The sequence below is a fragment of the Nitratireductor sp. PBL-C9 genome (assembly GCF_050877045.1).
Classification (GTDB): Bacteria; Pseudomonadota; Alphaproteobacteria; order Rhizobiales; family Rhizobiaceae; genus Nitratireductor; species Nitratireductor aquimarinus.
Map to the genome: position 1 here is coordinate 99,948 of NZ_JBPAXW010000005.1, position 12,821 is coordinate 112,768.

Annotated in this window: 8 protein-coding genes; 3 read left to right on the forward strand and 5 right to left on the reverse strand. The window is 62.2% G+C overall.

What is annotated here, in order from left to right; all coding sequences use genetic code 11:
• The first annotated feature begins 159 nt into the window (after positions 1 to 159).
• Together ACRTG1_RS12290 and ACRTG1_RS12295 are read left to right on the forward strand one after the other, a co-directional pair.
• Positions 160 to 4,980: a hypothetical protein gene (locus ACRTG1_RS12290; RefSeq protein WP_432516370.1), complete on the forward strand. Its 4,821-nt coding sequence runs from the start codon at positions 160 to 162 to the stop codon at positions 4,978 to 4,980.
• A 164-nt stretch (positions 4,981 to 5,144) separates the two neighbouring features.
• Complete coding sequence (locus ACRTG1_RS12295; protein ID WP_206546293.1) at positions 5,145 to 6,185, forward strand: zinc-dependent alcohol dehydrogenase family protein; 1,041 nt, start codon at positions 5,145 to 5,147, stop codon at positions 6,183 to 6,185.
• A gap of 283 nt (positions 6,186 to 6,468) precedes the next feature.
• Here ACRTG1_RS12295 and ACRTG1_RS12300 read toward each other — a convergent pair whose 3' ends face one another.
• The 4 genes from ACRTG1_RS12300 to ACRTG1_RS12315 form a co-directional block, all read right to left on the reverse strand.
• Positions 6,469 to 7,071 carry an ABC-type transport auxiliary lipoprotein family protein gene (locus ACRTG1_RS12300; RefSeq protein WP_283800797.1) on the reverse strand — a complete coding sequence of 201 codons (603 nt, stop codon included), beginning with the start codon at positions 7,069 to 7,071 and terminating at the stop codon, positions 6,469 to 6,471.
• Positions 7,072 to 7,168: 97 nt separating this feature from the next.
• Entirely contained in the window at positions 7,169 to 8,542 is a 1,374-nt protein-coding gene (locus ACRTG1_RS12305) for an MlaD family protein (protein WP_113155371.1), read from the reverse strand.
• 10 nt (positions 8,543 to 8,552) lie between these two features.
• Positions 8,553 to 9,365 (reverse strand): ABC transporter ATP-binding protein, encoded by an 813-nt coding sequence (locus ACRTG1_RS12310; RefSeq protein WP_113155372.1) that lies wholly within the window; start codon positions 9,363 to 9,365, stop codon positions 8,553 to 8,555.
• 12 nt (positions 9,366 to 9,377) lie between these two features.
• Positions 9,378 to 10,568 (reverse strand): ABC transporter permease, encoded by a 1,191-nt coding sequence (locus ACRTG1_RS12315; protein ID WP_432516371.1) that lies wholly within the window; start codon positions 10,566 to 10,568, stop codon positions 9,378 to 9,380.
• Between the two features lie 115 nt (positions 10,569 to 10,683).
• On the opposite strand from ACRTG1_RS12315, the gene dgcA reads away from it, so the two are divergent.
• Positions 10,684 to 11,667 (forward strand): N-acetyl-D-Glu racemase DgcA, encoded by a 984-nt coding sequence (gene dgcA / locus ACRTG1_RS12320; protein WP_113155374.1) that lies wholly within the window; start codon positions 10,684 to 10,686, stop codon positions 11,665 to 11,667.
• 19 nt (positions 11,668 to 11,686) lie between these two features.
• Here dgcA and ACRTG1_RS12325 read toward each other — a convergent pair whose 3' ends face one another.
• Positions 11,687 to 12,523, reverse strand: a complete 837-nt coding sequence (locus ACRTG1_RS12325; RefSeq protein ID WP_206547471.1) for a UDP-2,3-diacylglucosamine diphosphatase — start codon at positions 12,521 to 12,523, stop codon at positions 11,687 to 11,689.
• Between the last annotated feature and the right edge of the window lie 298 nt (positions 12,524 to 12,821).

Consider the following 12,821-nt stretch of genomic DNA (forward strand, 5'->3'; position numbering starts at 1 on the left):
CTTATGTTTAAACTTTTACACATCCGGCTGATTGGATGTTTTCAACAGCGCGATGTCCCATTACGATACGCTTGGCTCAATTTGGGCATAGTGTCGGAGTACGAGGTCCCGAAGTTTGCGTATGGGACTCCGGCGGTGAGTAGCTGAAGGTTTGGCGGTATGGCGCGTACAGTAGCAAAGAAAAATCAATCCAAGCGCGATTTTGCGAAGGAACTCGAGGATGCACTCGATCTGGAGCTTGCGGACGGACTGGAGAACGGCGATCTGGACATCGCCGCATCCATGGAGGATCTGGAAGCGCAGATTTCTGCAGCGGCTGAGGAACTCGCACGCGAAAACCGCGATCAGAACGGAGACGAGAAAGTCACCGTGAGCGACAAAAAGGAAGCCCCCAAGGGCTCCAGCGAAGCAGAGAAGCCCGCGCCCGCCAAGGCAGAAGCCCCGGCGGCCAGCACTGCTGCGCCCAAGCCCGCCAATCTCGAAGCGCCGGCCAATCGCAAGGACCTCACCCCGGTCGAACCCGCGCCCGAACAGACAGCCTCCCAGCCCTTCGCACCTGCCAATGACGACCGCGCCGGCGACTTTTCGAGCGTCATGCGCAAATTCGATCGTCGCGCACCCAACACCGCCTATTGGCTCGTGGCAGCCCTTTCGGCTCTATGGGTCGGCGGCGGCCTTATGCTTGGCCAGCTGCTTTACGGCTCCGATCTCTGGCAGATTCGCTCCACCGAAGCCTTCATGGCGGCGCCGCACGCCATTGCGCTGCTCATCGGCATCATCGTTCCCGTGATCCTTTTCTGGGGCTTTGCCGTGATGGTGCGCCGCGCGCAGGAAATGCGCCTGGCAGCCCAGTCCATGGCTGAAGCCGCTTTCCGCCTTGCAGAGCCGGAGAGCCTTGCCCATGAGCGCGTAATGACGGTCGGCCAGGCCGTGCGCCGCGAGGTGCAGGCAATGGGCGACGGCATGGACCGCACCCTCACCCGCGCGGTGGAACTGGAATCGCTGGTCCACACGGAAGTGAGCGAACTCGAGCGCGCCTACTCGGCCAACGAATCGCGCATCCGCCATCTCGTGGACGGCCTTGGCGCAGAGCGCGAAGGCATTGTCGGCCACGCAGAGCGCGTGCGCGCTTCAATCGCCGGCGCACACGAAATCCTGAAAGACGAGCTGGACACGGCCGGCGAGCGCATCCGCGCCACCATCGCTGATGCTTCGCGCCAGCTTGCCGCCTCGGTCAACGCTTCCAGCGAAACGCTGCTCAAGCAGCTCGACGGCACCGGCGGCAACCTGCACAAGGGCATCGACGATCGCATTCAGAGCCTGTCCGAGCGCATCACCACGTCCGGCGATGCGGTTGCCAACCTGCTCGACACGCGCATTGCCTCGCTGACCAGGGGCACGGAAGACGCGACGCAGACGCTCACCACGCTGTTCGACACGCGTATGGCGACGCTCGCCGAGCGCACCGAGGAAGCCAATGAAAAGATTGGCGGACTGCTGGATTCGCGCGTTTCGGCCCTCACCGATGGCGCTGAACAGGCTGTGAGCAAGATTGGCAGCGTGCTCGATTCGCGCATCGCGACGTTCAGCGAGAACACGCAGAACGCCGAACAGAACCTCACCCGGGTTCTGGAATCGCGCCTCGGCACGCTGACGCAGGAAACCGAGGATGCGGCGAAGACGCTGAGCACCCTGTTCGACGAGCGCATGGCCACGCTGGCCGAGCGCACCGACCAGACCACGCGCTCGCTCAACACGCTGTTCGAGACGCGCAGCACGGCCCTGCTCTCTTCGCTCGGCGAAGCAAGCGAATCCCTGACCGGCGAGTTCGATTCGCGCCTCGGTCAGCTGGAAACCGCCATCACCGAGCGCGGCCGCGCTCTGATCTCCGAGTTCACCACCCGCGCAGAAGCGCTCGACTCGGGCACGCAGAAGCTCAATTCGGCGCTTGAGGCCCGCGCACGCAGCATCAATGAGACGCTGGTCGAACGCACCCGCGAGATCGCCACGACCTTTGCCCAGGGCAAGGACGATGTTTCGGCAGCCGTGGAAGCCGGCAAGGCCGCACTCGGCTCCGAGATGTCCGATCTCGTGGCCTCCACCAGCATCATGCTGGAGAACACCGCCAGCGACTTCGGCAAGCAGATCGATCAGAACTGGTCGCAGATGAGCGCCCATTTCGATGAAGGCATCGAGCGGATCGACGCGACGCAGGCGCGCATGAGCGACGCTGCAAAGCGCCAGATCGAAGCCTTCGAGGAGACGCATCAGCGCCTCTCCGGCGCCTTCCAGTCGGATATGGAGAAGCTCGACGAAGCCCGCACGACCTTCGAGGCAGGCATTGGCGAGCAGGTTCAGCACCTGGCCAAGACGCGCGACGGCTTCGCCGAGGCGCTGGACGTCAACATCGCGAAGATCGACGAGCGTCGTCAGGCGCTGAACGCCGTGATCGAGGACGAGGCAACCCGCGTCAACGAGATGTTCTCCAAGCAGACGAACATCATCGAAGAACGTACGCAGACCATGGAGAAAGCACTCTCCATGGGCGTCGAGAATGTCCGCTCCACGCTGGAAAACAGCGCGGTGGTCGTGGCAGGCGCGCTGCGTGACAAGGTGATCGAAGCCACCTCCACGCTGAACCAGGAAGCCTCCAGGGTGTTCGAGGATGCGGACAAGCGCATTGCCGCCCGCGCCGAGCAGACCGCTTCCACGCTGGGTTCGCGCATCGAGGACATTGATCGCACCTTCGACGACGCTTCGGCACGCTTCACCGAACGCGCAGGCGTGTTCGCCCAGACCTTCGCAGAGGTCGACGGCCGTATCGCTTCGCGTCTGGAGACGACGGCGGAAACGCTGTCGCAGCACACCAAGGCAATCACCGACACGTTCGACGCCGCCGACCGCAAGCTGGTCAGCCGTGTCGACCAGACTTCGGAGCAGCTCGCAGAGCGCACCGAACAGCTGGCCAGCACGTTCGAGAACTTCGATCAGCGCATCATCGCCCGTACGCACCAGACATCGGCTGAGCTGGATGCGCGCGCTAATGCCATGAGCGATACGCTGTCGGGCCTTCAGGAGCGCCTGTCCAACAGCGCCAGCACGATTGCCGGTGCGATCTCCGGCGGCATCGAGGATGCGGACGCCCGCCTGCGTGAGAGCGCAGAATCGGTTGCCCAGCACGTCAACCAGCAGCTTTCGACAACGCAGGCGCGTCTGGTCTCCACCGCAGATACGATTGCCCAGACCTTCGCCTCCGTGGACGACCATATCGGCAAGCGCACCAGCGAGACCGTGTCCAATCTTGAAGAGCGGACGCGCGAACTCAACGCCATGCTTGCAGGCCGCACCTCCGAACTGTCGCGCATTCTTGACGAGACGGCGAAGCCGCTGGTCGACAAGTTTGCCGAGAGCGGCGGCCAGCTGCGCTCCAGCATCCGGGCCATCACCGAAGAGACGACCGAACGTCTGCAGTCGGAGAATGCCGCGCTGGTCAACGCACTCTCCAACCGCACCCACGAGACCCTCTCGGCCTTCGAGCAGGCACAGGCGAGCATTACCGGCAATATCGACGATCTTCTCCAGAAGCTCGGTGTTTCCGGTCAGCGCCTCGGCGCACTCATCTCCACCGCCTCCCGGAACCTTTCCGAGGTGGACGAGCGCCTGAGCGGCACGGCCACATCCTTTGCCGAGAATGCAGAGAAAGCCGCGGAGACCTTCTCCAATTCGGCAAGCCTCATCAATGCGAACTCCGGTCGCCTCGCCGACTTCTCGGAGCGGACCCTGCGCGAGGTTTCGGCCATCGCCAGCCGATTCGAGGACCACAGCAAGGTTCTGGAAACCGCATCGGAGCTTCTCGAGCGCGCCCAGTCCGGCCTGACCGGCAATCTGGAAGACCGCCAGAAAGCGCTGGAAGCGCTGGCAAGCGGTCTGGTCGAGAAGTCCGAGCACATCGAAAAGACGATGAACTCGTTCGAGGACTTTGTGGAGCGCATCCTGACCTCCGCCGAGGGCCGTACGCGCCAGTCGGTGGACGGCATCCGCGAAGCGATTGCAGAGGTCGTGGAATCGGCAACCAGCCGTTTCAGCGGCGCAACCGACGAGATCCGTCGCACCGCCTCGGAGATCCGCACCGAGCTGGAGCAGACCCGCACCGACGTGAAGCGCGGCATTGCCGAACTCCCGGCCGAAGCCAAGCAGTCGACCTCGGCCATGCGCAACGCGATCAGCGAGCAGGTCAACGCGCTCAAGGAGCTTTCGGACATCGTTTCGAAATCGGGCAAGATGTACCATGTGGAACAGGCAAGCGAGACACGCCTGACCGCAGCGCCCGCTCCGCTTCAGCAGCCCCGGCCGACACAGGCCCCGACGCCCGCTCCGCAGGCGCCGGCAGCCTCCGTCGCACCGCAGCAGCCCGTGATCGAGCGTCAGCGTCAGCCCGCTGCACCCGTGGCGCCTCGCCCGGCAGAGCGTCTGCAGGAAACCGCTCGTGCCCCCAGCCCGACACCGCAGGCAGCGCCTCAGGCGCCCGGCGGTGGCTGGATCCGCGATCTTCTGCGCAGCGCCTCAAGCGAGGAAGGCGGCAAGGGACGCGAACCGGCTGCACCGTCGGTCCAGAAGGAAGATCGTTCGGCGCTTCATGTGGTCGAATCGCTCAACTCGCTGTCTGTCGACATTGCACGCGCAATCGACCACGAAGCGTCCATCGACCTCTGGGAGCGTTACCGCCGCGGTGAGCGCAATGTCTTCACGCGCCGTCTCTACACGCTGAAGGGCCAGCAGACCTTTGACGAGATCCAGCGCAAGTATCGTTCCGACCCCGAGTTCCATTCGGCCGTGGACCTTTACTGCCGCGATTTCGAGAAGCTGCTGCGCGACGTGTCCCGTTCGGACCGCGACAACATGATGACCCAGACCTACCTGACCTCCGACACAGGCAAGGTTTACACCATGCTGGCCCATGCCAGCGGTCGCCTGCGCTAAGGCAGACGAACCCTCACCAATGAAAACGGGCCCGCGAGGGCCCGTTTTTTCTTGTGGCCGGCGTCACAGAAATGTCCAGACAAGCGCCGTGCAAAACGCTTTGACAAAGCTGCGTTCAGGCAATCCTGATATGGAAAGACTGACACAGAATCGGGAGGGACAGAATGAAGGCCGTGTTCTTTGAGGCATTTGGAGAGATGCCGCGTCTGGCCACCCTCCCCGACCCGACGCCCGAACCGCATGGCGTGGTGTTGAAGGTCGAAGCGACAGGTGTCTGCCGCAGCGACTGGCACGGATGGATGGGGCATGATGACGACATCGAACTGCCGCATGTGCCCGGACATGAACTGGCAGGGACCGTGGCCGCTGTCGGCGGTTCCGTCAGCAAATGGAAGATCGGTGACCGGGTCACCGTCCCCTTCGTCGGTGGGTGCGGTGGCTGTCCGCAATGCCATGCAGGACATCAGCAGGTCTGCGACCACCAGTTTCAGCCCGGCTTCACTCATTGGGGCTCATTCGCAGAATATGTGTCCATCCATCAGGCGGATCTGAACCTCGTCGCCCTGCCCGAAAACATGGACTTCGTGACCGCCGCCAGCCTCGGCTGCCGTTTCGCCACCTCGTTTCGCGCAGTTGTGGATCAGGGCCGGACGCGAGCCGGTGAATGGGTGAGCGTGCACGGCAGCGGCGGTGTGGGGCTTTCAGCCATCATGATCGCCAATGCCCTTGGAGCAAACGTCGTGGCGGTGGACATTGCCGACGACAAGCTCGCGCTCGCAAAGGCGCTGGGTGCGGTCTCCACGATCAACGCCAGAGCGGTTCCCGATGTGGCCGAAGCGGTGCGCGAGATCACCCAGGGTGGCGCGCATGTCTCCATCGATGCGCTTGGTCATCCCGAGACCTGCTTCAACTCCATCCGCAACCTGCGCAAACGCGGCAGGCATGTGCAGATCGGCCTCATGGTGGCGGAGCAAAGCACGCCGCAGGTTCCGATGGCGCAGATCATTGCCAATGAGCTGGAAATACTGGGAAGCCACGGCATGCAGGCCCATCGCTACGATGCGATGATGGCAATGATCGCCACAGGCAAGGTGGAGCCGCAACGCCTCATCGGAAGGCGCATCGCGCTGGAAGAGGCCATAGAAGCGCTGACGGAGATGGACAGCTTTCAGGCGACCGGCGTGACCGTGGTCGACCGTTTCTAAAGGCTTGAGGGACGGTTCAGCGGGGCGCAGCATGGTGGCAACGAGCGTCTGAACATAGAGCGCACGTCGCATTGCATTCATGCGGTGCGTGGTTCGACAAGCTCACCATGAGGGAAGAGGTCGCCTGCAGGAAACCTCGATCAAAGATGTTGCGGTGGATTTCAGAAACAATGCCTCTTCATGGCGAGCGCCCTGAGCCTGTCGAGGGGCGAACCACGCACCGCACTGTGGCTGCAAATTCCATATCACGAATGTGATGGTATCTGACTGATCGCAGAGCGATCTAGATACTGGTGACTGTCCAGTCCACCAGGTCGACCACGGCGGCGCTGAACGCGCGGTCGAGTGCTGCGGCGAAAGCCTCCGAGCCCGTCCCCGTGACGGGAGCAGACGCGCGGAAGGTGCGCGAGGCCCGCACGACGCCATTGCGGTCGTTCAGAACGCGGACGAACAGCTCGACTTCCGCACGCTTCGCGCCATTGACCTGCACATCGAAACTGCGCAGATCCGCGAGGATCTGATAGTCGATGGCCAGACCTTCGCCCGGCATGCCAACGCCACCAAAGCGACCGGAGCGCTGATAAAGATCGGCCATGCTGGTCTGTACGATGCGCGGCAGGCGATCAGCCCAGCGAACGCCGCCCAGATACTGGATGGCGCCGCCGGAGGTCTTAACGACGATGTCCTGTCCATCGAGCATCTTGATGGCGGTGGGTTCGGTGACGAGGATCTGCGTTCGCGCTGCGCGTCGGCCATCGGTCGAAACCGGCGGTGGCGTCAGGTCAAAGGCATCAACCGGTGCAGGACCGCCCCCCGGCAGGGCCGCACAGCCCGCCAACACGCTTCCAAGCACCAACAGCGCGGAAATCCTCGCACTCGTTTTCAAAAAACGCTCCTCGAACCAAACGCCGGACAAACCGGGGAGATCCGCCCCTCTAGAAATGCAAAATCCTTAATTTGTTTGGGATGATGCAGCATGAATGTCAACGCCGCACCCGCCCATCGTAGCGACGAATCGTGCCATCCCCACCGGTAATAATGCGCTGCGGGTTCTGCTCGAAGTCCGAGACCGCGCTTTCGATGCGGTTGATCGAACGCCGGGCGTCGCGTACCAGCGCCTCCACCTCACGCAGACCACCGCCCGAGAAGCGCTCCAGATTGCCGGAAATCGCATCAACGCGGACGGTGAGCGTCTCGGCCATCTTGCGGAAGGATTTGAGCGTCTCGCGCGCATCGGCCATCAGGCCCTCGCCATCCCCGGATTCAAGCATGCCGTCGAGCTTTGCCAGAACGGAATCGAGCCGCACGGACGATTTGTTGAGCTGGCTTGCGAGTTCGCTTGCATTGGTGATGAAGGAATCGATGTCTTCCTTGCGCTTGTCCACGGTCTCGCTGACATCGGCGATGCTCTTGGCGGCCCGGTTCACCGTTGCACTCGCTTCCTCGAAATTCCCCACGGCAGATTTGACGGTCGCCGGATCGACACTGTCGAGCACGCCGTCGAGCTTGGCCAGCGTCTGATTGGCGTTGGTGGAGAAGGTGCCGATGGAGCGGACCGTTTCATCGACGCTGCTCATCACCGTGTCGATGTTGCGGCTGGCCTTTTCGAGACGCGCCGAGAATTCATCGAAGTTGGTCACCATCGAAGAGACCTTGTCCCGGTCCACGGAGGTGATCAGTTCTTCGGCGGCCTTGAGCGTGCTGTCGAGCTGCCCGGAAACCTTGGAAATGGTGCCGGAAAGGTCGCTGACATTGGACAGGAAATCATCAATGCCGGACGCGTTGCGCTCAAGCGCCTCGGAGAAGCGCTGCACGTTCTTGACGGTTTCGGTCAGCGGCTGACGGGCATCCTGCGTGAACCCTTCAAGCTGATCGACAACGGAATCCGCCCGCGTCAGCAGGCTCTGTGCGGTCTGAAGAAGATTGGTCACGGCCGAGGGGCTGGCCTGGATCTCGGCAACAGTGTCTTCGTCCTCGGCGAGATCAAACAGATTGGGTTCGTTTGGGTTGCCGCCGGTCATTTCGATATTCGCGGTGCCCGTCAGGCCGGCAAGCCCGACATCAGCCTTGGTGGAACTGGTAATCGGCGTCAGGCGATCCACCTGCGCATCGGCAATTGCAACGCTGGGGTTGGAAAGATCGAGATAGACCCGTCGAACGTCACCCACCTTCACGCCGTTGAACAGCACGGCGCTACCGCGCGAGAGGCCGGAAGCGGAACCCGGAATGCGAAACCGCAGCAGCGCCGTCTCCCCCCGGTCACCGATATTGGCAGACCAGTAGACGAAACCGAACGCGGCCAGAATGACCAGAACGGTGAAGAAGCCGACAAGAACGTAGTTGGCTCTGGTTTCCATAATATGCCTGCTAACCTCTTGCGGAACGGTCGATCTGCCGGGCCCGCTTTCCCCTGAAATAGGCTTTCACCCAAGGATCGTCGCATGCGAGCATGTCGTCGACGGTGCCATCCACCAGAACACGCTTGCCACCAAGAACGGCGATGCGGTCACACGCCGTCAAAAGACTGTCGAGATCGTGCGTGACCATATAGACGGTCAGCCCCATCGTGTCGCGCAGTTTACCGACCAGCTCATCGAATTCCGCAGCGCCGATCGGGTCAAGCCCCGAGGTCGGTTCGTCCAGAAAAACAATGTCCGGATCGAGCGCCAGAGCCCGCGCAAGTGCTGCGCGCTTGATCATGCCGCCTGAAAGTTCGGACGGAAACTTGGGCGCGGCCGTGCGCGGCAGGCCCACCAGTTCGAGCTTCAGATAGGCAAGCTCATCCATAAGGGCGCGCGGAAGATCGAGATATTCCCGCATCGGCACCTGAATGTTTTCCAGAACGGTGAGCGCTGAAAACAGCGCACCGTGCTGGAACAGAACACCCTGGCGCATGTCCACCTTGAGGCGCTGCTCGTCATTGGCCTTGTCGAGATCCTGCCCCAGAAGGCGGATCATGCCGGAACGCTTGCGAATGAGGCCCAGAATGGTGCGCAGAAGGACGGACTTCCCCGAACCCGATGCGCCGACAAAGCCGAGGATCTCACCCCGATAAACATCGAGAGACAGGCCGTCGAGCACCACGGTGTCGCCAAAACCAACGGTGACGTCGCGCACCGACAGGACCACGTCCCGCGTCTCGCCCGTCTGCGTCTCCCGCTGTTCGTCGATCAGCACCATACGCCCAAAACCCTAGAAATCGATTGCCGCATAGAAGATGGCGAACAGACCATCCACCACGATCACCACGAAGATCGCCTTCACCACCGAGGCGGTGACGTGATTGCCGAGCGATTCCGCACTGCCGCCCACCTTCATCCCCTCAATGGAGGCGATGATGCCGACAATGAGCGCCATGAAGGGCGCCTTGATCAAACCGGCGAAGATCGTCGAAAGATCGATGGAATCGCGAAGCCGGTCGATGAACGCTTCCGGCGGAATGCCCGAATAGAGCCACGCGATCAGCATCGCGCCGCCAAGGGCGGCAAAATTGGCGACAATGGTCAGGCACGGAACGCCAACCATCAGGGCGACGAGGCGCGGGAACACCAGAACACCGACCGGATTGAGGCCGATGACGGTCAGCGCATCGACCTCCTCGCGCATCTTCATGGACCCGATTTCGGCGGTGATGGCGCTGCCGGAGCGACCGGCGATCATGATCGCGGTCATCAGCACGCCGAGCTCGCGCAGGATCAGGATGCCGACCAGATCGACAACGAAGATCTCCGCACCGAAATAGCGAAGCTGGAACGCGCCCTGCTGGGCAATGATTGCGCCGACGATGGCCGACATCAAAACGATGATCGGCACAGCGCCGACGCCCATGCGGTCGATCTGGCTGACGATTGCCGCCGGGTTGATGGCGTGGGTGCGGCCGAGCTTCATCTGCGCACCGCCAATGGTGGCGCCGAGAATATGCGCGCCATAGACGATGTCGTCGCGCGCCTCGTACATGGCGCGTCCGATCCGCTCCAGCGTGTTGATGATGATCGAGCCCTTGGGGCGCGGCTTGGCTTCGCCGTCCTGCACGACCGCTTCGCGCACAGCCGGCAAAAGAATTCTGGCGGCCTCGCTCTCTCCGGTCAGCTCGACCTCAACACCGCGTGACTGATGCGCATAGACGAGACGCTCGATCAGCCAGGCTCCGGCCGTATCTAGGCTGGTGATGCCGGAAAGATCCAGCCCGACATGCTGCAGGCTGTTCTGCGCTTCGAGCTTGCGCATGCGCGCATCGACCTTGGCAACCGTGCGTGTGTTCCACGCCCCCGACAGACGACAGGAAAGCGCGTTCCCCTCCTCGTGAATCTCGAGGCGCGGCTCGCCATTCTGGCCGGAGGGACGTCCTGCGTCGCTTGCGTCGTCAACGGAATTGGTCAACATGGCACCATCATTAGTGTGGAGCAGGTCCAAAGGGAACCGGTTGCGGGCTCCCGGAGGGGGCATATAAGGCTTGTTCCTCTGATAATTGTGATTTTTTGCGAGAAGAAGGGCGGAAATGACACGCGAACTGGCCACAGACATCGAAGGTTTTCCGATAGCCGGCGTCTTCACAATCTCCCGAGGCTCACGCACCGAGGCGCGAGTCGTCAGATGCACGGTGAGTGAAAACGGCGTCAGCGGTCACGGCGAATGCGTGCCCTATCCGCGCTATGGCGAATCCGAGGACAGTGTGGTCGGCCAGATCGAGGCCGCTCGGCAGGAGATCGCCAACGGCATCAGCCGCGCCGATCTGATCGCCGCCATGCCGGCAGGTGCGGCGCGCAACGCCGTTGACTGCGCGCTTTGGGATCTGGAAGCGAAGCTTTCAGGCAAGCGCGCATCGACTGCGGCCTGCCCGATCCCGCCACGTCCGCTCCAGACCGCCTATACGATCTCGCTGGCGGAACCCGAAGAGATGGCCGCACAGGCCCGCGCCCATGCGACCCGCCCTCTCCTGAAAGTGAAGCTGGGCGGCAAAAACGATGCCGCGCGCATTCACGCCGTGGCAGGCGCTGCACCCGACAGCCGCCTCATCGTTGACGCCAATGAAGGCTGGACCGAAGAGAACATCCGCGAAAACATGCTCGCAGCGGCCGAATTCCACGTGGCGCTGATCGAGCAGCCCCTGCCGGCCGGCAAGGACGAAATCCTGCGCGAAATCCCGCATCCGGTTCCGATCTGCGCAGATGAAAGCGTGCACACGGCGCAGAGCCTTCCAGAACTCGCCGGGCTCTATGATTTCGTGAACATCAAGCTGGACAAGACGGGCGGCCTGACCGCCGCCATGGAGCTGCGCGACCGCGCCCGCGAAATGGGTTTTGGCGTGATGGTCGGCTGCATGGTGGGCACGTCGCTCGCCATGGCGCCGGCCGTGCTTCTTGCGCAGGGCGCAGATTACGTGGATCTCGACGGCCCGCTGCTTCTGGCAAAGGACCGCGCGCACGGGCTCAGCTATTCGGGCTCGCTCGTTTCGCCGCCTTCGCCACAGCTCTGGGGCTGACGCACAGGGTCGGGGCCGCTCAGGCGGCCTTGACCCCATCCTTTCGGAACGCGGTCACAACGCCGCGTTTCTCGATTTCCCGGGTGGCCGTGACAGGCGCTGTCTCAAGGATCTGCGCCCAAGTGATGATTTCGAAACTCCCGTCGAAATTCTCGGCCAGCGCCGTGCAGCTTTCCACCCAGTCGCCCGTGTTCATGTAGGTGACCCCGCGAATGTCTTCCATCGCGGCGTGGTGGATGTGGCCGCAGATGACGCCATCGACTTCCGAACGCTGCGCCTCCTGGGCGAGAACATCCTGAAACGAGCTGATGAACTTGATCGCCTTCTTGACCTTGATCTTCGCCCAGGAAGAGAAGGACCAGTAAGGCCGCCCCAGAATGCGGCGCACCCGGGCGATGACCCGGTTCACAACGATGGCGAGATCGTAGGCCTTGTCGCCCAGATAGGCGAGCCAGCGCACATTGTGCACCACCTGATCGAACTGGTCACCATGGATGACGAGGAATTTGCGCCCGTCTGCTGCCTCATGGATCACGCGGTCGGCAACGACGATGCCGCCGAAATGCACCCCCTGAAACGAGCGCAGGAACTCGTCGTGATTGCCGGCGATATAGGTGATCCCGGTGCCTTTGCGCGCCTTGCGCAGGAGCTTCTGCACCACGTCATTATGGGCAGCCGGCCAGTGCCAGGAGCGCTTCAGTCGCCAGCCATCGACAATGTCGCCAACCAGATAGATCTGCTCCGCATCGTGATAACGCAGAAAATCGATCAGAAACTCGGCCTTGGCCGGTTTCGAACCGAGGTGAATATCGGAGATGAAGAGTGCGCGAAATTTTCGATGTTCAGCGCCGGTCATTGTCCCGCCTGAGCCCTGTTAAGTCGCGCATTCTATGGCCAGATTCATGTCACAGGCATATGACGGATTCCGTAGCGTTACCGCAAACCCGGCCCCATCCTGCGTCAGAACAGCCCGAAAGCAGCAATTCTGGCGGATGAAACTGCTTCTCGGCATTCAACGCTGGAAAAAGCAGTTATGAGCGCCTAAGCACAAGTGATGATTCAAATCGTTTGAGTGCCTTGTTCCCTGCGGGACCGGAAAGGCGCGCGAACGCCGGGCCGCGAGCCAAACGGCCCCACCGACAGAGCCATGATGT

Excerpts from the sequence above, each read along its gene's own strand:
- ACRTG1_RS12290 (WP_432516370.1), top strand. The coding sequence starts at position 160 with ATGGCGCGTACAGTAGCAAAGAAAAATCAATCCAAGCGCGATTTTGCG.
- ACRTG1_RS12295 (WP_206546293.1), top strand. The coding sequence starts at position 5,145 with ATGAAGGCCGTGTTCTTTGAGGCATTTGGAGAGATGCCGCGTCTGGCC.
- ACRTG1_RS12305 (WP_113155371.1), bottom strand. The coding sequence starts at position 8,542 with ATGGAAACCAGAGCCAACTACGTTCTTGTCGGCTTCTTCACCGTTCTG.
- ACRTG1_RS12310 (WP_113155372.1), bottom strand. The coding sequence starts at position 9,365 with ATGGTGCTGATCGACGAACAGCGGGAGACGCAGACGGGCGAGACGCGG.
- ACRTG1_RS12315 (WP_432516371.1), bottom strand. The coding sequence starts at position 10,568 with ATGTTGACCAATTCCGTTGACGACGCAAGCGACGCAGGACGTCCCTCC.
- dgcA (WP_113155374.1), top strand. The coding sequence starts at position 10,684 with ATGACACGCGAACTGGCCACAGACATCGAAGGTTTTCCGATAGCCGGC.
- ACRTG1_RS12325 (WP_206547471.1), bottom strand. The coding sequence starts at position 12,523 with ATGACCGGCGCTGAACATCGAAAATTTCGCGCACTCTTCATCTCCGAT.